The organism is Paraburkholderia sp. MM6662-R1 (assembly GCF_050436245.1).
Lineage (GTDB): Bacteria > Pseudomonadota > Gammaproteobacteria > Burkholderiales > Burkholderiaceae > Paraburkholderia > Paraburkholderia tuberum.
Genome location: NZ_JBNDLV010000004.1, coordinates 1,300,106 through 1,321,428 on the forward strand (window position 1 = coordinate 1,300,106; position 21,323 = coordinate 1,321,428).

A 21,323-nucleotide genomic window follows, 5' to 3' on the forward strand; every position below is an offset into this window, starting at 1 on the left:
AAGATTCGGGAGCCGCCGAGGTGAGAATATGCGCACCTGTACGCGCACTTCAAAATTGAAGGTGAGGGAATTCGGGAGTCGCCCGGACGGCGCTACAAATTGCGAATGGTTTCCTCTGAAACTCATATCGCATTCCCAACGTTGCTTCCTTCTCGTCAGGTTCGTCGACGCGATGAAGAACGTCGTCGCGGTGCGTGGGGCTGAAGAACGTGCCGATCGAATGAACGTGGCGCGTGCATCGCGTCAAAGGTGAGGACTTTCGGGAGTCGCGCGCGGGCGGTTCTTTTGCAACTAACCGGCCGGGCCAGGAACCGCACAAACCGCGCGGCAAGAGGCTCGCGGGAATGCGCGCATTCATGCCTGTCAGCCATAGGTGAGGATATTCGGGAGCCGTCGATGCTGTATCGGGCGACGGCCCGTCGTGCTGACGTACAAAACGCGCTTCATGCAGTCGCCAATCATGGCATCCGTCGCGGTGACCGTGCGCCGGCTGTGTAACGTAAGTCGTTGAATGTCCAGGCGATCTGCCGCGTGCGCGGCCGGCATCGGCGAAGCGATCCGGCTGCGTTCGATCAAAGGTGAGGGATTTCGGGAGCGGTGTGTGAGCGCCGCAATGCGCTCGCTGAAATGCCTCCTCGAGTCCTCTTTTCACCTCAAAGGTGAGGCTTTTCGGGAGAAACGACGACGGTAGCTGACGCCGATCCGCCACTGCTCCGTGCTTGAGGTGAGGATTTTCGGGAGCGCAAATACCCGGCAGCAATAGCCCGTTCAGGCCGATTTCGCGATCTCGCGAATGTCCGCGACCGGCGTCTGCCCGAACGCATCGCTGAGCGCATAGTCGATCAGCTGCGCCGCGCATTGCTCGGGCGTCGACAGTTGGCCGTTGCGCTTCAGCTCGTCGAAGCGCTGGCGCATCGGGAACTGCTCTTCGCCGCTACCGCGAATTTGCGCCTGCATGTCCGTATCGATCACACCCGGCGCGAGGCTGCAGATGCGCAGCGCGCGATTCGCGTCGAGCGCGACGGCGCGCGCGTGATGATCGAGCGCGGCCTTGGTTGCGCAGTAGATGCTCCAGCCCGGATACGCGTTGCGCGCCGCGCCGCTCGAAATGTGCACGATGCGGCGGTCGGTTGCGTCGACGGCCGCGGCGGCGAGCGCGCTCGCGAGCATCAGCGGCGTCGCGACGTTCAGGCTCACCGCGTCCGCGACGCTCGCGGCGTCCTGTCCTTCGATGGGCCCGATCGGCTGCATCATGCCCGCGTTGTTGATCAGCAGCACCGTCTGCGCGCCGCGCACGAAGTTGCTCAGTGCGTCGGTGGCGATCCATTGCGCGACGCGTGCGGGCTCGGCCAGCGGCAACTCGATCTCTTCGAGCCGCGCGGCAAAGCGCGCCTTCAGCGCGGCATGCCGCGAGCGCGACATACCCAGCACCGTGACGTTGCGCGCGAGCAGTTGTTCGGCGAGCGCCGCGCCCAGGCCGCGCGTATGGCCGGTGACGATCGCGCGAATCGGAGAAGAGGAGGTCATGTCGTTCCTGGTGATCGTTGACGTGCAAAGTCGACGATTTTCTCACGCCGTATTCACACCGGGCGAAAGCGCTCGCGATACTGCATCGGCGTCACGCCAAGCCGCTTCGTAAACACGATGCGCATGCGGTCGGCGGTGCCGAAGCCGCAATCGTAGGCGATCGTCTTCAGCGCCGCGGCGCTGCTTTCGAGCAGCTTGCGTGCGGCATCCACGCGCGCGCGTTCGACGAATTCATGCGGCGTCACGCCGGTTTCCTGCACGAACACGCGCGCGAAGTTACGCGCGCTCATGCCCGCGACGTCGGGGAGCTGCTTGACGGTGAAGCTGTCATGGATACGCGCCATCACGTGCGCCTGCACTTTCGCGGCGGGCGAGGTGTCGTCGGCGGGCGCGGTCAGATAGGGGCTGAATTGCGACTGACCGCCTTGCCGCTGCGCGAACACGACGAGCCGCTTGGCGACCGCGAGCGCGGTATGCGGACCGTGATCCTCGGCCACCAGCGCGAGCGACAGATCGATGCCGGCCGTCACGCCCGCAGAGGTGACCAGCGGCCCGTCGCGCAGATAGATGCGATCGAAGTCGACCCGCGCGCGCGGAAACTGCGCGGCGAGTTGCGCGGCGTGCTGCCAGTGCGTCGTCACGTGGCGCCCATCGAGCAGGCCCGCGTGACCGAGCGCGAAAGCGCCGGTGCAGATCGAGCCGTAGCGGGCGCAACGTGTCGCGACGTTGGCGAGCCAGTCGAGCAGGCGCGCGTCCGGCACTTCGTTGCGCGGTAGCGCGGGGCCGCCGGCGACGAGCGCGAGATCGAACGGTTCGCGCGACTGCTCGAAGGTCGCGTCCGCCACCAGCGTCATCCCGTTCGATGCGCGCAGCGGCGCCGGGTCCGCGGCCAGCAGCTTGACCTCGTAGTGCCGCGTGGGCGCGACGAAGCGGTTCGCTTCGGAGAACACGTCGACGGGACCGGCGACGTCGAGTGCCTGCACTCCTGGGAAGATCGCGATCGCGACGGTGGGCATCGGACGACTTCCTTTGACGGGGAACGTGAAGGGCACGCCGCGGCAGTCAACGCTGTGCGTTTGGCAGTGTTCAACGGCTCGCGGCAATTGTTCGTGGCGCCGCGCTGGCCAATACTGGATCGGTCGGACGCGCGGTCTCACAGGCAGGCGACAGGCATCGACATCACGGCGCGGACCAGCATACCAAAACGCGCTCTGAAGCGGCGGCGCGCGTCCCGTTGATTACTTTCACATTCACGTTCGCATACGGAGGAGTACGCCGCATGACTACGACGATCGCAGGTATCCAGATTCCCGACAGCATGATGGCGCGTGAAGCCACCGAGCTCGTGCGCGACACGGAAACGGAGTTGCTGTATCACCATTCGCGGCGCGTGTTTCTGTTCGGCGCGCTGGCCGGGCAACGCAAGCAGCTGAAGTACGACCCCGAACTGCTGTACATCGGCGCGATGTTTCACGACATGGGTCTCGTCGCGCCATACAGCAGCGAGCAGGAGCGCTTCGAAGTCGACGGCGCGAATGCCGCGCGTGAATTTCTGCGGCGGCATCGGATCGGCGAGGACGACATCGAGCAGGTGTGGACCGCGATCGCGCTGCACACGACACCAGGCATTCCGCAGCATATGAAGCCGGTGATCGCGCTCGTCACTGCGGGTGTCGAAATGGACGTGCTCGGTCTCGCCTACGACGAATTTAGCGAGCAGCGGCGCGAGGAAGTCACGCATGCGCATCCGCGCGGCGCGCACTTCAAGGAAGGTATCATCGATGCGTTCGCGCACGGCACGATCCACAAGCCGCACACGACGTTCGGCAACGTGAAGGCCGACGTGCTCGCGCTGAAAGACCCGCATTATCATCGCGAGAATTTCTGCACGATGATTCTGGGTTCGGCGTGGAAGTCGTGAAGGGCTGCTTGCGGCAGACATGAGGTAGCGCGATAATGCATCGCTAATGCGATGCATGGAGAGAACGATGAAAAGCGCTACTTTCCCGTCGGTTCGGGTCAAGCCCGAGCTGCGGGCCGCGGCCGAGGACGTGCTGCAGGACGGCGAAAGCCTCTCCAGTTTCGTCGAGCAGGCGATCCGCGACAACATCGCGCGGCGCCTGAATGTGCGTGAATTCGTCGTGCGAGGGCTCGAGTCGCGTGCTGAAGCGAAGCAAAGCGGCGACTACGTATCGGCCGACGACGTGCTCGCCGGTCTTGAAACGCGGCTCCGCGAAGCAAAAACGAAGGCCCGCGCGAAGAAGCACCGATGACGTATCAGGTTCGTTTCACACGCGCAGCGGCGGCGGACCTGCAGAGACTGTACGATTTCATCCTCGAGCGGGACGACACGGATTTCCCGCTCGCCGAACGCGCGTTGCAAGCCATCCGCGATGGTATCGCCACGCTGCGTACGTCGCCGTTCACTTGCCGAAAGGTTGAGCGCGATACGCCGTTTTTGCGCGAGCTGCTGATCCCATTCGGTCGCGCGGGCTACGTCTCGCTGTTCGAAATCGACGACAGCCAAACCGTGACCGTGTTGGCGGTGCGCCATCAGCTAGAGGATGATTATCACTGACCGAACTTTCGTCGCCGCGCCATGGTCATCAAAAATCTTCTCCGCAAGCTCGACCTCACCACGTTGCAGCTTTTTCTCGCCGTCTTCGAAGAGGGCACGCTCACGCGCGCCGCCGAGCGCGAGGCGATCGCCGTGTCCGCCGCCAGCAAGCGGCTGGTCGAACTCGAACAGGCGGTCGGCGCGTCGCTATTCCAGCGCAACGCGCGCGGCATGACGCTGACGCCGGCCGGAGAAACGCTGTCGCATCACGCGCGCCGACGAACTGAACCTCGTGATGTCCGCGAGTTAGACGCATAACCGCGCGAACATGCGCATGAGCTGCGAGTCGTCGCTCGCGGCGTTCGACGACATCGTGCGTTGCGCGATGGCCGCGGGCGTGCGGCTCAACGCGACCGTGGCGACCGCGTTCGGCTGTCCGTTCGAAGGGCGCATCGACGAAGACCGCGTGATCGGCATCCTCGACGCGTATCGCGAGATGGGCATCGAGGGCATCACCGTCGCCGATATCACCGGTATGGCGAATCCGCGCCAGGTGGCGCGACTTGTCAGGCGCACGCTCGAGCGGCTGCCGGCCGCCGCGCTCACGCTGCACTTTCATAACACGCGCGGCCTCGGTCTCGCCAACGTGCTCGCCGCGTATGAAACCGGCGTGCGCCGTTTCGACGCGGCGCTCGGCGGGCTTGGCGGCTGCCCGTTCGCGCCGGGATCGTGAGCCCGGTGATGGTCGGACGTGTGAAGGATCTGACCGGCAGCACGACGCCGGCGCTGTATGTGATCGGCGCGATGAGCGTGGTGTGCGCGCTGATCGTGCTGTATGGGTTGCCGGAGTCGTTGCGCAGTCGTGAAACGACGCAGTGAAATCGAAGTTGGAGGGCGCGGCCGTTGGCTTGCATCGCGTGAGGTGCCGCGCCGCTGCCCGCTCCCGCATCCGCGCACGATAGGCCTGCCGTATCAAACACTTGGCAGGCCTGTGCGCAGGTTGTCCACAAGCTTGTTCCCAAATTATGTGGACAACTGGACTTCGAGGTCGGCGCGAGTGAAACGGCATCCTTACGAAGCCCACTCGCCAGTATCACGGACTCCGTAGCGACGCTCACTGCCTACGCGTGCACCGCGCGCGGATAGTTCTCACGCTTCAAGCACTTAAGCTCGCTGTGCGAAGGTTGTCCACAGGCTTGCCAACAATTTAGGTGGACAAGTTTTGTTGCCGACGAAGTGGCGAGGAGCGGGATTCGGCATCAGTTGTCCGCATCACGCCTTCAACCCGGAGGCCGAAGCGACCACCTCCTCCTGCACCTGCACCTGCAAAACCGCATCCCGCTTATCGAGCAGATGCTGCCGCAAAATCGCGCTGAGCTTCTTGCCGTCGCGAGCCTCGAGCGCCTTCAGCATTTCATCGTGATCGTGAATCGCGCGGTCCCACTTCGGCGTCTGATAGTTCGAGCGAAAGCGCAGCGCCTGCAGCCGCCGGTTGACCGACACATACGTCTGCCGCAGCGCCGAATTTCTCGCCGCTTCGTTGATCTTGTCGTGGATCGCCTGGTTGCGACTGTAGTAGCCCGGCAGATCGTTCTGCGCACGGCACGCCAGCATCGCGTAATGCAGCGCCTTGATCTCTGCGAGTTCGGCCGCGGTGATGCGCTCGGCCGCGAGTTCGCCGGAAAACGCTTCGAGGCCGCTCATTAGCTCGAAGGTCTCACGCACCTCCGCTTCCGACATCTTCGATACCGACGCGCCCCGGTTCGGCGAAATCTCGATCAGACCTTCGGCAGCCAGCACCTTCAGCGCCTCGCGCAGCGGCGTGCGCGAAATGCCGAGCGTTTCGCACAACTCCCGCTCGTTCAGCTTCTTGCCGGGCTCCAGCGCTCCCTCGACGATAAAGCGGCGGATGTGCTCCACCACCGTGTCGTGCAGGCGCTGACGCTCGACCTTCGGCATCAGCGGGGCAGCGGTCAGACCCGCGTCGAAATCCGAATTTTGCATACAAAAATCCTCAGCTTCACATGAACTGGATTTTATCGGAACCATATCAATTAGTTAATCCATGCGCACACGCGGGTAAACACGGGCCTTAAAGGCCAATTTTCGTCTTGGGAGCATCACGGTTCGTCTGATATAGTTTTTTGCATGCAAAATTCAATTGGAGGGGTCCGATGCTGAAGCTAGATTTTCATCCCGCTGGCCGTCATTTCCTGCAGATTCCGGGGCCGAGTCCCGTGCCGGATCGCATCCTTCGAGCGATGAGCTATCCGACCATCGACCATCGCGGACCCGAATTCGGCGAGCTGGGTCTCAAGGTGCTCGACGGCATCAAGAAGATTTTCAAGACGCAGCAGCCGGTCGTCATCTATCCGGCGTCCGGCACGGGCGCATGGGAAGCCGCATTGTCGAATACGCTGAGCCCCGGCGATCACGTGCTGATGTTCGAGACCGGCCACTTCGCGACGTTGTGGAAAAAAATGGCCGAGCAGCTCGGCCTGAAGCCCGAATTCCTGGGGCTGCCAGGCATCGAAGGCTGGCGGCGCGGCGTGCAGCCGCAGATGATCGAAGAGCGTCTGCGCGCGGACACGCAGCATGCGATCAAGGCGGTCTGCGTGGTGCACAACGAAACCTCGACCGGCGTCACGTCCGACATCGCCGCCGTGCGTCGCGCGATCGACGCCGCGAGCCATCCGGCGCTGCTGCTCGTCGATACGATCTCCGGTCTCGCGTGCGCTGATTATCGTCATGACGAATGGGGTGTCGACGTGACCGTGTCGGGCTCGCAAAAGGGCTTGATGCTGCCGCCGGGCATCAGCTTCAATGCGATCTCGCCGAAGGCGATGGCCGCCGGCCAGCACGCGAAGCTGCCGCGCAGCTTCTGGGACTGGACGGAAATCGTCGAGATGAACAAATCCGGCTACTGGCCGTACACGCCGAACACGAACCTGCTGTACGGGCTGCATGAAGCGATCGAAATGATTCTCGGCGAAGGGCTGGACAACGTGTTCGCACGCCACGAGCGGCTTGCCGAAGCGACGCGCCGCGCGGTGCGCGCGTGGGGGCTCGAAATCCAGTGTGCCGATCCCGCCGTCTATAGCCCGGTGCTGACGGGCGTGATGATGCCCGACGGCGTCGATGCCGATGCGGTGCGCAAGCTGATCTACGAACGCTTCGACATGTCGCTTGGTACGGGCCTCGGCAAAATGAAAGGCCGCATGTTCCGCATCGGCCATCTTGGCGATTGCAACGATCTGATGCTGCTCGCGACACTGGCTGGCTGCGAAATGGGTCTGCGGCTTGCTGGCGTGCCGCTCAAGGAAAGCGGCATGCCGGCTGCGATGGAGTGGCTGAGCCAGGCACCGAAGACGTCGGGATTGAAGGCCGCGGCTTGATTGTCGGGCGCAGGGAGCGCTTCCCTCATCGAGCCGCGCGCAGAACGCGGCCAGAACAACATGCAATGCGTCCATAGCGGCTCTCGCGGCCGACGGGCGACGACGCAGCGCGCCACTTCAGGCGCGCCGTCGACACATGCCATGGAGAGAGACGATGAAGCGGTTTCGTTTGACCAGTGCGACCAGTATCGTTCTAGTGATGCTCTGCATCATGTACTTCATCACGTACCTCGATCGCGTAAACGTCAGCACCGCGGCGGCGGGTTTCGGCAAGGAATTCAATCTCACGCATACGCAGGTCGGGCTCGTGTTCTCGGCCTTCGCGTATCCGTATCTGCTGTTTCAGGTGATCGGCGGCTGGGTCAGCGATCGCTTCGGCGCGCGACGCACGCTGCTGTTCTGCGGCGCCATCTGGGGGCTCGCGACGGTGTTCACGGGCTTCGCGGGCGGGCTCGCTTCGTTGCTTGCCGCGCGGCTCGTGCTCGGTTTCGGTGAAGGCGCGACGTTCCCGGCCGCGACGTCGGCGATGTCGCGCTGGGTCGCGAAAGAAAAGCGCGGCTTCGCGCAGGGCATCACGCACGCGGCGTCGCGAGTCGGCAACGCGGTCGCGCCGGCGCTCATCGTGATCGTGATGACCAACTGGGGCTGGCGCGAATCGTTCTTTATCTGCGGCGCGCTGAGTCTGGTGTGGGTGGTCACGTGGGCGCTCACGTTCACCGAGCATCCGAAAGATCATCCGCGCATCACGCTCGAGGAACTCGCGGTGCTGCCCACGCCGAAGCCGAAGGTCTCCGGCCTGCCGTGGGGCAAGCTGTTTCGCCGCATGACGCCGGTCACGATCGTCTACTTCTGCTACGGCTGGACGCTGTGGCTGTTCCTGAGCTGGATTCCGCTGTACTTCCTGCATAACCACCATCTGCAATTGAAGAAGTCGGCGATCTTCGCGTCGGTCGTGTTCTTCGCGGGCGTGATTGGCGACACGCTCGGCGGCATCGTCACCGATGCGATCTTCAAGCGCACCGGCAGCCTCAAACGCGCGCGCAGCTGGATGGTGTCGGTGTGCATGCTGTTCTGCCTGCTGTCGCTGATTCCTCTGATGTTCACGCATGACCTGACGTTGTCGATTGCCTGTCTCGCGTCGGGCTTCTTCTTCGCCGAGATGACGATCGGCCCGATGTGGGCGATCCCGATGGATATCGCGCCGGACTTCGCCGGCACCGCGAGCGGCATGATGAACACGGGCTCGGCGCTCGCCGCGATCATCTCGCCGGTGATGGGCGGCTTTCTGATCGACCGCTTTGGCAACTGGGATCTGCCGTTCGTGGGCAGCATGTTGCTGATGGGCATCGGCGTCGTGCTCGCGTTCCGCATGCAGCCCGAGAGCCGCTTCGAAGTTGGCGCGTCGGAGAAGGCGCACGTTTCCACCCGGATGGGCGTGTAAAACATGACTTCATCATTGAGTCAGCTGCTTGCCGATGCGCGTCGCAATCGCACGGTGCTCGATACATTGCCGCCGGAGCTGCTTCCTTCCGATGCCGACGCGGCCTACGCAATCCAGCACGAAATCTTGAGCGCGTGCGGCGCGCGAATCGGCGGCTGGAAGATCGGCGCGAAATCGGCGAGTGGACCGATTCAAGGCGCGCCATTGCCCGACACCGATCTGCACGCCGACGGCGCGCGTCTGTCGCGCGAAGGCTTCGCGCCGCTCGGGCTCGAACTCGAAGTCGCGTTCCGTTTCGGCCGGCGTTTCGAGCCGTCCACGAAACCGTACTGCGAGGACGAAGTGCTCGCGGGCATCGGCTCGATCGGCGCGACCATCGAGATCGTCGCGAGCCGCCATGCCGCGTGGCCCGCCATCGACAAACTCGCGCAGCTCGCGGACCTGCAAAATCACGGTGCGCTAATCGTCGGTGAATTCACACGGTATCGCGAGGATTTTCCGTTCGTCGCGCCGTCGCTGCGCTTCGCGTTCAACGCAGGCAATGTCGTCGAAACGACGCCCGCGAATCCGGCCGGCGATCCGCGGCGGCTGTTGACGTGGCTCGTCAATCACGCGAGTTCGCGCGGCATTGCGGTGACGCCGGAGATGGTGATCACCGCCGGTTCGTACACCGGCATGTTCTTTCCGCGCGAGGCGGGCGAGGTGAGCGGGCATATCGAAGGACTCGCGCCGGTGCATCTGACGCTGTACTAGGTAATTCGAGCTGCGCGGTTCAGGCGCGCTCCTCACAGGCCGACGAAATGACGAATCCCACTGCGGGCTTGCTCGTCAAGCCGATCCATCTGGTCCCGTTTGCCGCGCGCGCAACGAGTCCGCTCGCGCAGCATCTGCGCAAAGCGCTGCGCGGCGACGTGCTGTTCGATCTCGCCAGCCGCGGCCGCTACGCGACCGATGCGTCGATCTATCAGATCACGCCGGTCGGCGTCGTGGTGCCGCGCGATCAGGACGATCTGCGCATCGCGCTCGAGATCGCGCGCAGCGAGAAAGTACCGCTGCTCGCGCGCGGCGCGGGCACGAGCCAGTGTGGGCAGACGGTCGGCGAAGCGCTGGTGGTCGATACGAGCAAGTGGCTCAACAACATCGTCGCGTTCGATGCCGACGCGCGCACCGTGACGGTCGAGCCCGGCGTCGTGCTCGATCATCTGAACGCGTGGCTGAAGCCGCATGGACTGTGGTTCCCGGTCGATGTATCGACGGCTGCCCAGTGCACGATCGGCGGCATGGCCGGCAACAACTCGTGCGGCTCGCGCTCGATCGAGTACGGCAACATGGTGCACAACGTCGAGGCGATCGACGCGATTCTCGCCGACGGCAGCGAAGCGCGCTTCGCGTCGCTGCGCGAGCCGCCGCAAGGCGAGCGCTTGCAGCAGATCGTCGCGGGCGTCACGCGGATCGCGCAGCGCGAGCGTGACGAAATCATCGCGCGCGTGCCGAAGGTGCTGCGCCGCGTCGCGGGCTACAACATCGATCTGTTCGATTGCCAGAATCCGCGCGCCTATACCGATGACGGCAGCGCGAACCTCGCGCATCTGCTGGTCGGCTCGGAAGGCACGCTCGCATTCAGCCGGCAGATCACGTTGAAGCTCGCGCCGCTGCCCGCGCACAAGGCGCTTGGCGTGGTCAACTTTCCGACCTTCCGGCAGTCGATGGCGCTCACGCAGCACATCGTCAAGCTGAAGCCGGTCGCTGTCGAACTCGTCGATCGCACGATGATCGATCTGGCGTTGAGCAATCCCGCGTTTCGTCCGGTGATCGAGAAGGCGCTGGTCGGCGAGCCGCAGGCGATTCTGCTCGTCGAATTCGCGGGCGAGGATCGCGACGCGCAGCTCGCGTCGCTGAAGCAGCTCGCGGAGTTGATGGGCGAGTTGGGCCTGCCCGATGCGGTCGTCGAGATGCCGGACGCAAATGCGCAAAAAGCGCTGTGGGAAGTGCGCAAGGCTGGTCTCAACATCATGATGAGCATGAAGGGCGACGGCAAGCCGGTGTCCTTCATCGAAGATTGCGCGGTGCCGCTCGAACATCTGGCCGACTACACGAGCCGGCTGACCGACGTGTTTCATCGCCACGGCACCGAAGGCACGTGGTACGCGCATGCGAGCGTCGGTACGCTGCACGTGCGGCCGATTCTCGACATGCGCCGCGACGGCGCGACGAAGATGCGCGCGATCGCCGAGGAAGCGGCCGCGCTCGTGCGTGAGTACAAGGGCGCGTATTCCGGCGAGCATGGCGACGGACTATGCCGTGGCGAATGGGTCGCGTGGCAATACGGGCCGCGGCTCAACCAGGCGTTCAGCGAGATCAAGGCGCTGTTCGATCCGGACAACCGCTTCAATCCCGACAAGATCGTGCGTCCGCCGAAGATGGACGACGCGCGCAATTTCCGCTTTGCGCCGGGCTATCGCGAACAGCGCATCGAAACGGCGCTCGACTGGTCGACGTGGAACGTGAAGCGCGACCCGCTGACGGGAGAAGAAAGCGCGCCCGGCAGCGGCGACGATCTGAGCGGCGGCCTCGCGAAAGCGGTCGAGATGTGCAACAACAACGGCCACTGTCGCAAGTTCGACGCGGGCACGATGTGCCCGAGCTATCGCGTGACGAAGGACGAGCAACATTTGACGCGCGGGCGGGCCAACACGTTGCGGCTCGCGATTTCGGGGCAGCTCGGCGAAAGCGGGCTCGCGAGCGATGACGTGAAGGAAACCCTCGACCTGTGCGTATCGTGCAAGGGCTGCAAGCGCGATTGCCCGACCGGCGTCGATATGGCGAAGTTCAAGATCGAGGCGCGGGCGGCGCGTGTCAAGACGCATGGGGTGCGGCTGCGCGACAGGCTCGTCGCGTTCATGCCGCGCTATGCGGGCGCGGCGAGCCGCATGCCGAGGCTGCTGGCGCTCGCGGACAACGTGCCGGTGCTGTCGACGTGGTTCAAGCGCTCGGTCGGCTTCGCGACCGAGCGGAGTTTGCCGCGGTTCAAGAAGGCGTTTCTGGCCGATGCGGTGTCCGCGAAGCCTGCACGCAACGCTGCGCAGGCGTGCGCGCTGAAAGAAGTCCTGCTGTTCGTCGATACCTTCAACAATCACCTCGAGCCCGACAACGCGCGCGCCGCGCAACAGGTGCTCGAAGCGGCGGGCTACACGGTCCACTTCAATGCACGCCCGGGAGAGCGTCCCGTGTGTTGCGGCCGCACGTTTCTCGCGGCGGGTCTCGTCGACGAAGCGAAAGAGGAAGCGCGGCGCATGCTCGAGCTGTTCAGGCCGTTCGTCGAGCGTGGCGTGCCGGTGGTGGGGTTGGAGCCATCGTGTCTGCTGTCGTTGCGCGATGAATTCCTGCAGTACGGCTTCGGCGAAGAGGCGCAGCGCCTCGCGCAGCACGCGTTTCTATTCGAGGAATTCCTCGTGCGCGAAGAAAAGGCCGGACGATTGCAGCTCGAATTGAAGCCGCTGCCGATGCAGCAGGCACTCGTGCACGGCCACTGCCATCAGAAGGCGTTCGACGCATTCACGCCGGTGCAGACCGTGCTGAAGTGGATTCCCGAATTGAAGGTATCGACGGTCGAATCGTCGTGCTGCGGCATGGCCGGCAGCTTCGGCTATGAAGCGGAGCACTACGCGAGCTCGCAGGCGATGGCCGAGCTGTCGCTGCTACCCGCGGTGCGCAAGCTGGACGCGGCCACGCTGATGGTCGCCGACGGGACTAGCTGCCGGCATCAGATTCACGACGGCGCGGGCGTCGACGCGATCCACGTCGCGCGCGTGCTGGCGATGGCGCTGCGATGACGCGGAGCTAACCGCAAAGCGAAACTCAAACGCGAATCTCAAACACCGATGGCCTGCCGGAACCCACTCGGCGTCACCCCGACAGCCTCGCGAAACCGGTGACTAAAGTGACTCGCGTTTGCATAGCCACACTGCCCGGCGATCTGCGCGAGCGGCAACGTCGTCGTGCGCAGCAGCGTGCGCGCGCGATCGAGCCGCTGCCGCGCGATCCAGGCGGCGGGCGGCAACCCGAACGACTCGCGAAACATCCGCGCAAGATGAAACTCCGACAGCGCCGCGACACCCGACAACTCCCCGAGCGTCAACGGCTGCGCAAGATGAATGTCGATATAGTCGCGCAGGCGGCGCCGCGTCGCGGCCGACAGCCCGCCTTTCAGCGCCACGTTCGCGCGCCGTACGCCTTGGCCGCGCAATAGCAGGCTCAGCACTTCGTGCGCGGTCTCGTTGGTGCGCAGCAGACCGTCGGGACTTTCCCACTCCTCGTTGACGAGCGACTGACACAGACTCGCAATGCGCGGGTCCTCGAAATAGGTGCGATCGGCGAGCGTCAGTTCGCGCGGTTCGCGGTCGAGCTCCTGCACCGCGCGTCGCGTGAAGTGCTCGGGCAGGAAGTACAGATGCATGAAGTGCATGTGGCCGCGCACCCACCAGCGCGATTCGTGATCGCCGGGCAGTGCGCACAGCCGCGACGGCGCGCCGTAGTGGCCCGGCATTTTCTGGCGCTCGGTGCGATAGCCGCCGTCCAGATAGCACGACAGCGTGTGATGGCCGGGCCGTTCGTAGACGGTCTCGTCCTCCTTCGTGTCGCGCGTCCATAGCGCGATCGCGAGTCCGTCGCCGAGCCACGCGAAGCGGTCCAGATGCGCGTTCGCACTGGCCAGCGTGTGACAGACCGACTGGAGGCCAAAAGGCATGCCGGCGGTGGATATCACGGGGACGGACGGGGTGGGGTTCACGGCGGCGCGCGGAGGTTTTCCGGTGTACGGTGGTGGTTGAGCGGCCAGTATACGGCGCGTCCCGTCAGCCTGCGCATCGGCGCGAAAAAGTGCGCAATTTTGGACAATTGCGGGCGGCGGCGCGGTTCCATAGTCGGGCTTTCTTCCATGCTGCGCGTCATCGCAGTTCGTCATTGCAGTCTGAGGCCCGACCATGAATCTCCTCCTTTACGCCATCACCGTGCTGATCTGGGGCACCACGTGGATCGCAATCAAATGGCAACTCGGCGCGGTGCCGCCACCGGTATCGATTGCGTGGCGTTTCTGGATCGCCGCGCTGCTGATGTTCGCACTGGCGCGCATCATGCGCCGCCCGATCTGGCCGCCGCGCGACGCATGGCGCTACCTCGCCGCGCAGGGTCTCGCGCTGTTCTGCCTGAATTTCCTGTGCTTCTACTACGCCGAACAGCTCGTGCCGAGCGGGCTCGTCGCGGTGGTGTTCTCGACCGCGCCGCTGCTGAACTCGATCAACGGGCGGCTGTTCATGGGCCGGCCTCTGCAGCCGAGCGCGATTGCGGGTGCGTTGCTCGGGCTCGTCGGCATCGTCTGTCTGTTCGTGCAGCAGATGGCCGGGCATCTCGGCGACCACACCGCTTGGCTCGGGCTCGGCGTCGCGTTTCTCGGCACGCTGTGCTTCTCGGCCGGCAACCTGCTGTCGAGCCGCATGCAGTCGATGGGCCTGCATCCGTTCGCGACCAACAGCTGGGCGATGCTGATCGGTGCTGCCGTCCTGACGCTCGGTAGTCTGTTCGCCGGCTATTCGTTCGCGGTGGAACCGTCGGCGCGCTATCTCGGTGCGCTCGCGTATCTCGTGGTGTTCGGCTCGGTGATCGGCTTTACGGCGTACTTGATGCTCGTCGGCCGTATGGGCCCGGAGCGGGCCGCCTATTGCACGGTGCTGTTTCCGATCGTCGCGCTCGCGGCATCGACGCTGTTCGAGGGCTATCGGTGGTCAGCGCTCGCGGTGGTCGGTCTATTGCTCGTGGTGGCCGGCAATCTGGTGGCGTTCGATCTGACGCGGCGGATTTTCGAGCGTCGCCGGGCGGCGCGGACATGATGAGCGTCTCGCTCAAGGTGAGGATTTACAGGAGCAGAAAAAGCAACTGAATCTCTGATCGGTGAGTCTTTACGGGAACCGGTTTTTACCGGTTTCGTGAAGGAAAGATTGTGTCGGAAACATGATTCGATGCAAATCGAATGAATTGGATGAATCGGCATTCAATAATCATTTTTTCATCAATAAATTTACTATTTTTATATGAGAGGATAAAACGCCAAATCTGATGTGCGCGTCTCGCGCCTAGCAAGGACCGACTGCCGTGAAGCCTTTCTCCCGCCTTGGCTTGGCCGTGGTGTTAATCCACAGCCTGATCTCGCCGAATGTTTCCGCGCAATCCCAATTGAATTACACGACCTCATGGATCGGTAATAGTTTCGGATTTGGCGACGGCAAATGGATGCAGCAGGATATTCAGGCCATTAGCGTCGGCGCCAATGGCACCGTTTATACCAATGCGCCGTGGGACGAAAGCGGCAGTGAAATCGCCGCCTATCGCGCGGGCCACAAGCTCGCGGTGGCCGGTTCGACGCATGGCTGGGGCGCGGCCGGAGGCGACGCGGTGACGGTGAATCACACGTACCTGTACGCGGCGATGTCGATCGGCAACGAGAACAATGCGCTGGTCGGCGCCGACTATCCGCCGGCCAATCAGACCTGGTACGGCGTCACGCGACGCACGCTTGCGAATCTCGCGACCGGCGCGCCGTTTTCCGGCGGCATCGGCAATAGCGCGAACGCGACGAAGAACAGTTTCGTCGCGGTCGATACGGTGAAGACTGGCACCGACGCGAGCATTCGCGGCCTCGCCGCAACCGACAGCGAGCTCTACGTGGCCGACACGTACGGCAACCGGATCGCGGTGTACGACGCGCAGTCCATGCAGCCGCTGCGTTCGTGGAGCGTCGCGTCGCCGGCCCGCATCGCGATCGACACCGACTCGACGCTGTGGATCATCAGCGGCTTCGGCACAGGCAATCTGAGCATCCTGCACTACCGCGCCGACGGCACCGCGCTCGCCGGTCCATTGACACTGCCCGCCGGCACCGTGCCGAGCGACCTCACAGTGACGCCATCCGGCCAACTGCTGGTCGCCGACAACGGCGTTTCGCAGCAGATCCTCGTGTTCAACAAGGGCGCTGGCGGCCAGATGCAGGCGGGCGCGTCGATCGGCACGCGCAACGGCATTTTCCATCCCGTGCGCGGCGTGCCCGGCGATACGCGTTTCAACGGCATCACCGGCATCGGCGTCGACGCGGCCGGCAATCTGTACGTCGCGCAAAATGGCGAGGGACCGCGCGCGCTCGGCTCGGCATCCGTAGGGCAGGGCGCAGTGCTGGAGAGCTACGTGTACGGCACGCGCGTGCTCAACTGGCGGCTCTACGGTCTGAGCTTCGTCGATAGCGGCGCGTTCGACCCGGCCACGCCCGCTTCCATCTACACGGGCTCGAAGCGCTTCACGCTCGATTACAGGCAGCCGGTCGGCCACGAATGGTCATATGCGGCGTTCACGCTCGATCGCTTCGATTACCCCGACGATCCCGCCTTTCACGAGCCGCGCGGCGTGCGTGGCGAACCGATGGTGCGCAGATTCGATGGCCAGCGCTTTCTCTATACGCTCGATCCGGGCGCGCACTATCTGAACGTCTATCGCTTCGATGCCGCGCATGGCGAGATCGCGATACCGTCGGGGATGCTCGCGCAGAATCCGCTGCCCGGCGCATGGCCTGCCGCGCAACCGACGTACGGCGAATGGCTGTGGCGCGACAGCAATGGCAATGGCGCCGTCGACGCGAGCGAGATCAGCGGCAATCCGTCGACCGGCAGCACGGTCGGCGACGGCTTCTGGTGGGTCGACGAACCCGGCAACGTGTGGCTTGCCACGCCATTGAGCGGCGTGCGCGAGATGCCGCTGCAAGGTCTCGACTCCGCCGGCAATCCGATCTACACGTACGCGAGTGCGAAGATGTTCGCGATGCCCGCGCCATTCACGCGGCTCGCGCGGCTCGTCTACGTCGCAGCGACCGACACGATGTATCTGTCCGGTTTCACGAGTGCGATTCCGTGGGACCCGACGCACTGGAAGGAAGCGGGTCCGGTGCTGGCCCGCTACGACAACTGGAGCAGCGGCAACCCGACGCTGACATACACGGTCTCGCTGCCGTGGAACACGCAAAGCGATCCGCAGACCACCACGGTCGGCGTCGCGGTGGCGGGCAACTATATCTTCGTTGCCGAGCTGTACACCGATCGCATCGACGTCTACGACGCGCGCAACGGCACGGCGGTCGGTTACATGACGCCGGGCGCGAGCGTCGGCGGCACGAGCGGCTGGGTCGACGTGTATCTCGGCATCAGCGCGGTGCAGCGCGATAACGGCGAGTACGTGGTGCTGGTCGAAGACGACGCGCGCGCGAAGCTGCTGATATATCGCTGGACGCCTTGACGTGGATCGCTGTCGCGCCGAACACGAATAGACGGCGGCGCACGATCGGTATATAACAACTTTACCGATGCACTCAATGGAGCGATGTTCGATCATGACGCAAGACGTTTCTCCCAAGCCGCCCTCCGACGATCGTCCCGAGATCGAGCAGCTCGACGCGGCGCTCAGTCACGTCGATCAACAGGTGTCGTCAGGCGGCATTGCGTCGGGCGCCGCGAAAGGCATTGTGTACAGTCTGATCGAAACGCTCGGCGCGCTGGTCGGCGATCCCGATCTGCCGGAGCACGCGCGTTCGGGTTACGAGGGACTGCTGGAGGCCGCGCGCGAGTTGCGCGCGAAGTTGGACCGCTGAACACGCGGGTCCGCTCCGGCGCAGCCATCGTGCCGTCTGCTATACAAAAGCGCACTGTGTAACTCACCGTGTGCTTTTTTTCATGCTCTCTGAGGCTCACGCCCCGAGCGCCGCCTCTTCACCGCTCGTCTGCGCCAGCAACTGGTGAATCTGCGCGACCACGGCCGCGCCTTCGCCGACCGCCGCGGCCACGCGTTTCGTCGACCCGGCACGCGCATCGCCGATCGCATAGACTCCTTCGACCGTGGTCCCGAGATCGCACGCGGTGGCCGAGCCATGCGCGCTGATGCCGGTCAGCACGAAGCCTTTCGCGTCGAGCTGCACGCCGCAGGTGCGCAGCCATTCGGTGTTCGGGTCCGCGCCGGTGAACAGAAACAGATGCCGGGTGTCGAAGTGATCGACGCCGCCGGGCAGCGGCCGCTTCAGCGCGACCGACACGAGCCCGTCCTCATCGCCTTCGAGCCGGCCGACTTCCGAATTCGGATGCACGAACACGTTCGGCAGCGAGCGGATGCGGTCGATCAGATAGCGCGACATGGTCGCCTCGAAACCGCTGCGGCGGATCAGTACGTGAACCTTGGCCGCGTGCGTCGCCAGATAGACGATCGCCTGGCCGGCCGAATTGCCGCCGCCAACCAGCACGACCTCCTGGCGCTTGCACAGCTTCGCCTCGACCGGCGACGCCCAGTAGTAGACGCCGCGTCCGTCGAAGCGCTCGAGCCCGTCGAGCGCCGGGCGCCGGTACACGGCGCCGCTCGCGATCACGATCGCCTGCGCGCTGATGTGGCCGCCGCATTTCAGCTCGAGCCGATACGGCGACTGCCCGCAATGCAGCGCTTTCACGTTGACTGGGATCGCCACGTGCGCGCCGAACTTCTGCGCCTGCACGAACGCGCGGCCGGCGAGCGCCTGGCCCGAGATGCCGGTCGGAAAGCCGAGGTAGTTTTCGATGCGCGAGCTCGCGCCCGCCTGGCCGCCCGGCGCGCGGCTGTCGAGCACGATCACCGAAAGTCCTTCGGAGGCCGCGTACACCGCGGCGGCAAGTCCCGCCGGCCCCGCGCCGACGATCGCGACGTCGTACACGTACGTGTCGTCGAGATCGGGCAGCATACCTAAGCGAGTGGCAAGCTCCGGCATGCTCGGATGACGCAGCACCGAGCCGTCCGGGCAGATCACGAGCGGCAGGTCCTCGCGCTGCGCGGCGAACTGCTCGATCAGACGCAGCGCGTCTTCGTCGCGTTCGTCGATCACGGAATGCGGATGGCCGTTGCGCGACAGGAAGCCTTGCAGCGTCACGAGCCGTGCGTCGCTGCTATTGCCGATCAGGATTGGCCCGCCCGCGCCCTTTTCGATCAGCGACACGCGCCGCAGAATCAGCGCGCGCATGATGCGCTCGCCGAGTTCCGCTTCGGCGACGATCAGCGCGCGCAGGCGCTCGGGCGGAATCAGCAGCGCTTCGACGGGGCCGATCGCGAGGCCGTTCACGAGCGCGGGCTTGCCCGACAGTTGCCCGACCTCGGCCAGAAAATGTCCGGCGCCATGCTCGCCGATCAAGACTTCGCGGCCGATGCCGTCACGCTGATAGACCTTCACGCGTCCTTCGAGCAGCACGAACATGCCGGGCCCGGTGCGCCCGGTCTCGAACAGCAGTTCGCCGGACTTCCAGTGACCGACCTCGCCGAAGCGGCGCAGCCGGTCGATCTCCGCGCAACTGAGCTCCGGAAACATCTGGTGCATACGCGTCGATAGCGACGAAAACGGCGCGTCGGCGACGACCCCCTGCTGTCCTTCCACCTCTTGAATCGAAACGTCCTGAGTCGAAAGCATTGAACCGCTCCTTCGATATTCATTGCACGATTGAACGCGAGGCAACGCGATGCGCGCTCGCACGCCGGGACGAGCCGTGCCGCGCGCGTCAGGCGGACGATGCCGCCGCTGATTACGGCTAAACGGCTTTGGGCGCGATGTCGTCGACCGCGACTTCCGGCGGCGGCATCGCGGGCAGCGAGTCGACCGGCTTGCCCGAATCGCGCCAGGCTTCCATGCCGCCGCGCAGCGGCAGCACGTCGGAGAAGCCGGCTTCGTTGAGCTGCTTGGCCATCCATGCCGCGGAAATCTCGTTCGGGCAGGAGCAGTAGATCACGAGCTTCTGATCGTGCGCGTAGGTGGCGACGATGTCGTCGAGTTGCCGTTCATCGGCGAATTGCGCGCCGGGGATCACGAACGGATCGAGCTTGCGCTTCTCCTCCGAACGGATGTCGAACACGACCGGCGCCCGGTCAGCCGCGAACAGCTTCGCGAGTTCGTCGACCTCGATGCGCGCGGACGCGAGCTTCGCGATCAACTGACGGCGCCGGATCCACCGGTACACCGCATACAGCACCAGCAACGCGACGACGACGAGCGCCGCCGTGCGCCCGAGCCGCCCGGCAATCGCGAACAGCATGTCGATCTGCCGCGCGAACAGCGCGCCGATGATCAGCCCGGTGCCGGACCACAGCGCGGCGCCGACGCCGTCATAGGTGAGGAAGGTGCGGTAGCGCGTGCCCATCGCGCCGGCCATCGGGATCGACACGATCGACAGCCCCGGCACGAACTTCGCGAGCGCGAGCACGCGCACGCCCCAGCGGCCGAAGAAGCGCTCGGTCTTTTTTACGCAGGTGTCACGCGACAGCGACAGCCGGCAGATCGTCTTCAGCGTATTGCCCCCGTAGATGCGGCCCGCGACGTACCACGCGCTGTCCCCGATCAGCGTCGCGAAGATCGACAGCACGAGGACCGGCAGCAGTTGCGTGCCGACCGAGCCGGGGTGCATCGCGGCCATCGCGCCGAACAGCACGAGCGACGGCATGGCCGGCACCGGCAGCCCGAGCGCGGCGGCCAGCACATTGAGGAAGACGAGCGCCGGTCCATATTGCGCGACGAGGTCATGTAGCATCGGTTTAACATCCGCGGCCCTTGCGGGCGCAGCGCGGTAAGGAATGCAAAGGGCAATTCAAGGATTATGGACGTATTTTCGAGACGTGCAACCGGCCCGGAAATTGGCCCGTCTTCGGCTGCGATCAGGTCGCCCTATATGGCCGCATGCCTCGATACACAAGCGTGGCAACCGCTTGTGACAAGTTGCGGAAGGCCGGGTAAGCGCGCTCGACGAGACGCGAAGGCGCTTGCAAAAACCCGTAGGAAAGCGGGGATTGGCGGCGTGAACGGAACAAACGGAAGCACGGCGACGCGCGTAGGCGCGCCCAATGCGAATAATCCCGCGCTGACGCGTCGAAGCGCGACGCAACCGGCGCGAGAGGCTGCCGAGTCACGCGACGGTCACAGCCGCCGCGCGCCTGCTTCACTGACGATGATTGTGCTGCTCGCCCGGCAACTCGGCGCCATGCGCGCGGATCGCGGCGATCAGCTCCGCGGGCGTGATTTCGTAGCGCACTTCGCGATGTATGCCCGGCTTGCGCTCATCGACCTCGATCAGCAGGATGCCTTTGCCGTCTTCGGTCGATTCGAGGCGCAGCGAGCGAAGTTCGCGCGCCGTTGCGTCGTCGTATTCGGTGAGCAGGGCCATTGACCCGGAGGACCCGGTGATGCGCATCGAAGTTGTCCTTGTTGCGTTGGTGATGGAACCATTGTACGGGGCGGACGGCGTGCCGTCTGCCGCGTCGTCGTGCCGTGTCGCGTCTGCCTCTGTCTCGCCGGGGTTTTAGTCGAGTGTGACGC

The 21,323-nt window shown here is 64.6% G+C and carries 17 protein-coding genes and 3 pseudogenes; 13 read left to right on the top strand and 7 right to left on the bottom strand.

Going from position 1 to position 21,323, the window contains the following annotated elements; genetic code table 11:
• Positions 1–768 precede the first annotated feature (768 nt).
• Both OKW39_RS35955 and OKW39_RS35960 read right to left on the bottom strand, forming a co-directional pair.
• A complete protein-coding gene (locus tag OKW39_RS35955) occupies positions 769–1,527 on the bottom strand; it encodes an SDR family oxidoreductase (protein ID WP_090808185.1) in 759 nt (252 codons plus the stop codon).
• Between the two features lie 53 nt (positions 1,528–1,580).
• Positions 1,581–2,543, bottom strand: a complete 963-nt coding sequence (locus OKW39_RS35960; RefSeq protein ID WP_429564806.1) for a GlxA family transcriptional regulator — start codon at positions 2,541–2,543, stop codon at positions 1,581–1,583.
• A gap of 263 nt (positions 2,544–2,806) precedes the next feature.
• Here OKW39_RS35960 and OKW39_RS35965 point away from each other — a divergent pair, with 263 nt between their 5' ends.
• The 6 genes and pseudogenes from OKW39_RS35965 to OKW39_RS35990 form a co-directional block, all read left to right on the top strand.
• The gene (locus tag OKW39_RS35965; protein WP_429364807.1) at positions 2,807–3,448 is read left to right on the top strand and encodes an HD domain-containing protein; all 642 of its coding nucleotides are present in this window, start codon (positions 2,807–2,809) and stop codon (positions 3,446–3,448) included.
• 67 nt (positions 3,449–3,515) lie between these two features.
• The gene (locus OKW39_RS35970) at positions 3,516–3,800 is read left to right on the top strand and encodes a YlcI/YnfO family protein (RefSeq protein ID WP_090808191.1); all 285 of its coding nucleotides are present in this window, start codon (positions 3,516–3,518) and stop codon (positions 3,798–3,800) included.
• Positions 3,797–4,105, top strand: coding sequence for a type II toxin-antitoxin system RelE/ParE family toxin (locus OKW39_RS35975; RefSeq protein WP_429564807.1), 309 nt, complete (start codon positions 3,797–3,799; stop codon positions 4,103–4,105). Before OKW39_RS35970 ends, OKW39_RS35975 begins: the two co-directional genes overlap by 4 nt.
• A 21-nt stretch (positions 4,106–4,126) precedes the next feature.
• Positions 4,127–4,363: pseudogene (locus tag OKW39_RS35980) on the top strand (LysR family transcriptional regulator); the annotation flags it as partial.
• Positions 4,356–4,814, top strand: a pseudogene (locus OKW39_RS35985) (hydroxymethylglutaryl-CoA lyase); the annotation flags it as partial. The pseudogenes OKW39_RS35980 and OKW39_RS35985, both read left to right, overlap by 8 nt.
• Positions 4,808–4,963: pseudogene (locus OKW39_RS35990) on the top strand (MFS transporter); the annotation flags it as partial. The pseudogenes OKW39_RS35985 and OKW39_RS35990, both read left to right, overlap by 7 nt.
• 393 nt (positions 4,964–5,356) lie before the next feature.
• Here the strand turns inward: OKW39_RS35990 and OKW39_RS35995 are convergent.
• Positions 5,357–6,088 carry a GntR family transcriptional regulator gene (locus tag OKW39_RS35995; RefSeq protein WP_187612458.1) on the bottom strand — a complete coding sequence of 244 codons (732 nt, stop codon included), beginning with the start codon at positions 6,086–6,088 and terminating at the stop codon, positions 5,357–5,359.
• A gap of 170 nt (positions 6,089–6,258) precedes the next feature.
• Here OKW39_RS35995 and OKW39_RS36000 point away from each other — a divergent pair, with 170 nt between their 5' ends.
• The 4 genes from OKW39_RS36000 (at position 6,259) to OKW39_RS36015 (ending at position 12,753) form a co-directional block, all read left to right on the top strand.
• The gene (locus tag OKW39_RS36000; protein ID WP_429364811.1) at positions 6,259–7,479 is read left to right on the top strand and encodes a pyridoxal-phosphate-dependent aminotransferase family protein; all 1,221 of its coding nucleotides are present in this window, start codon (positions 6,259–6,261) and stop codon (positions 7,477–7,479) included.
• 154 nt (positions 7,480–7,633) lie between these two features.
• The gene (locus OKW39_RS36005; protein ID WP_429564808.1) at positions 7,634–8,920 is read left to right on the top strand and encodes an MFS transporter; all 1,287 of its coding nucleotides are present in this window, start codon (positions 7,634–7,636) and stop codon (positions 8,918–8,920) included.
• Between the two features lie 3 nt (positions 8,921–8,923).
• Complete coding sequence (locus OKW39_RS36010) at positions 8,924–9,673, top strand: 2-keto-4-pentenoate hydratase (protein WP_429564809.1); 750 nt, start codon at positions 8,924–8,926, stop codon at positions 9,671–9,673.
• Between the two features lie 47 nt (positions 9,674–9,720).
• Entirely contained in the window at positions 9,721–12,753 is a 3,033-nt protein-coding gene (locus tag OKW39_RS36015; protein ID WP_429564810.1) for an FAD-binding and (Fe-S)-binding domain-containing protein, read from the top strand.
• Between the two features lie 38 nt (positions 12,754–12,791).
• Here OKW39_RS36015 and OKW39_RS36020 read toward each other — a convergent pair whose 3' ends face one another.
• Entirely contained in the window at positions 12,792–13,667 is an 876-nt protein-coding gene (locus OKW39_RS36020) for a helix-turn-helix domain-containing protein (RefSeq protein WP_090808206.1), read from the bottom strand.
• 235 nt (positions 13,668–13,902) lie between these two features.
• Between OKW39_RS36020 and OKW39_RS36025 the strand changes: the two genes are divergently transcribed.
• From OKW39_RS36025 to OKW39_RS36035, 3 genes are all read left to right on the top strand, one after another.
• Entirely contained in the window at positions 13,903–14,805 is a 903-nt protein-coding gene (locus tag OKW39_RS36025; RefSeq protein ID WP_090808208.1) for a DMT family transporter, read from the top strand.
• 262 nt (positions 14,806–15,067) lie between these two features.
• Positions 15,068–17,251 (top strand): hypothetical protein, encoded by a 2,184-nt coding sequence (locus OKW39_RS36030; RefSeq protein ID WP_429564811.1) that lies wholly within the window; start codon positions 15,068–15,070, stop codon positions 17,249–17,251.
• 94 nt (positions 17,252–17,345) lie between these two features.
• Positions 17,346–17,603 (top strand): hypothetical protein, encoded by a 258-nt coding sequence (locus OKW39_RS36035; protein ID WP_018424067.1) that lies wholly within the window; start codon positions 17,346–17,348, stop codon positions 17,601–17,603.
• 96 nt (positions 17,604–17,699) lie between these two features.
• Here OKW39_RS36035 and OKW39_RS36040 read toward each other — a convergent pair whose 3' ends face one another.
• From OKW39_RS36040 to OKW39_RS36050, 3 genes are all read right to left on the bottom strand, one after another.
• Positions 17,700–19,430, bottom strand: a complete 1,731-nt coding sequence (locus OKW39_RS36040; RefSeq protein WP_429564812.1) for an FAD-dependent oxidoreductase — start codon at positions 19,428–19,430, stop codon at positions 17,700–17,702.
• 118 nt (positions 19,431–19,548) lie between these two features.
• Positions 19,549–20,541 (bottom strand): DedA family protein/thiosulfate sulfurtransferase GlpE, encoded by a 993-nt coding sequence (locus tag OKW39_RS36045; RefSeq protein WP_090808214.1) that lies wholly within the window; start codon positions 20,539–20,541, stop codon positions 19,549–19,551.
• A 405-nt stretch (positions 20,542–20,946) separates the two neighbouring features.
• A complete protein-coding gene (locus OKW39_RS36050) occupies positions 20,947–21,198 on the bottom strand; it encodes a hypothetical protein (protein ID WP_008921056.1) in 252 nt (83 codons plus the stop codon).
• Between the last annotated feature and the right edge of the window lie 125 nt (positions 21,199–21,323).

What these genes read in the sequence shown, in the direction of transcription:
- OKW39_RS35955 (WP_090808185.1), bottom strand. Translation starts at nt 1,527, where the DNA reads ATGACCTCCTCTTCTCCGATTCGCGCGATCGTCACCGGCCATACGCGC.
- OKW39_RS35960 (WP_429564806.1), bottom strand. Translation starts at nt 2,543, where the DNA reads ATGCCCACCGTCGCGATCGCGATCTTCCCAGGAGTGCAGGCACTCGAC.
- OKW39_RS35965 (WP_429364807.1), top strand. Translation starts at nt 2,807, where the DNA reads ATGACTACGACGATCGCAGGTATCCAGATTCCCGACAGCATGATGGCG.
- OKW39_RS35970 (WP_090808191.1), top strand. Translation starts at nt 3,516, where the DNA reads ATGAAAAGCGCTACTTTCCCGTCGGTTCGGGTCAAGCCCGAGCTGCGG.
- OKW39_RS35975 (WP_429564807.1), top strand. Translation starts at nt 3,797, where the DNA reads ATGACGTATCAGGTTCGTTTCACACGCGCAGCGGCGGCGGACCTGCAG.
- OKW39_RS35995 (WP_187612458.1), bottom strand. Translation starts at nt 6,088, where the DNA reads ATGCAAAATTCGGATTTCGACGCGGGTCTGACCGCTGCCCCGCTGATG.
- OKW39_RS36000 (WP_429364811.1), top strand. Translation starts at nt 6,259, where the DNA reads ATGCTGAAGCTAGATTTTCATCCCGCTGGCCGTCATTTCCTGCAGATT.
- OKW39_RS36005 (WP_429564808.1), top strand. Translation starts at nt 7,634, where the DNA reads ATGAAGCGGTTTCGTTTGACCAGTGCGACCAGTATCGTTCTAGTGATG.
- OKW39_RS36010 (WP_429564809.1), top strand. Translation starts at nt 8,924, where the DNA reads ATGACTTCATCATTGAGTCAGCTGCTTGCCGATGCGCGTCGCAATCGC.
- OKW39_RS36015 (WP_429564810.1), top strand. Translation starts at nt 9,721, where the DNA reads ATGACGAATCCCACTGCGGGCTTGCTCGTCAAGCCGATCCATCTGGTC.
- OKW39_RS36020 (WP_090808206.1), bottom strand. Translation starts at nt 13,667, where the DNA reads ATGCCTTTTGGCCTCCAGTCGGTCTGTCACACGCTGGCCAGTGCGAAC.
- OKW39_RS36025 (WP_090808208.1), top strand. Translation starts at nt 13,903, where the DNA reads ATGAATCTCCTCCTTTACGCCATCACCGTGCTGATCTGGGGCACCACG.
- OKW39_RS36035 (WP_018424067.1), top strand. Translation starts at nt 17,346, where the DNA reads ATGACGCAAGACGTTTCTCCCAAGCCGCCCTCCGACGATCGTCCCGAG.
- OKW39_RS36040 (WP_429564812.1), bottom strand. Translation starts at nt 19,430, where the DNA reads ATGCTTTCGACTCAGGACGTTTCGATTCAAGAGGTGGAAGGACAGCAG.
- OKW39_RS36045 (WP_090808214.1), bottom strand. Translation starts at nt 20,541, where the DNA reads ATGCTACATGACCTCGTCGCGCAATATGGACCGGCGCTCGTCTTCCTC.
- OKW39_RS36050 (WP_008921056.1), bottom strand. Translation starts at nt 21,198, where the DNA reads ATGCGCATCACCGGGTCCTCCGGGTCAATGGCCCTGCTCACCGAATAC.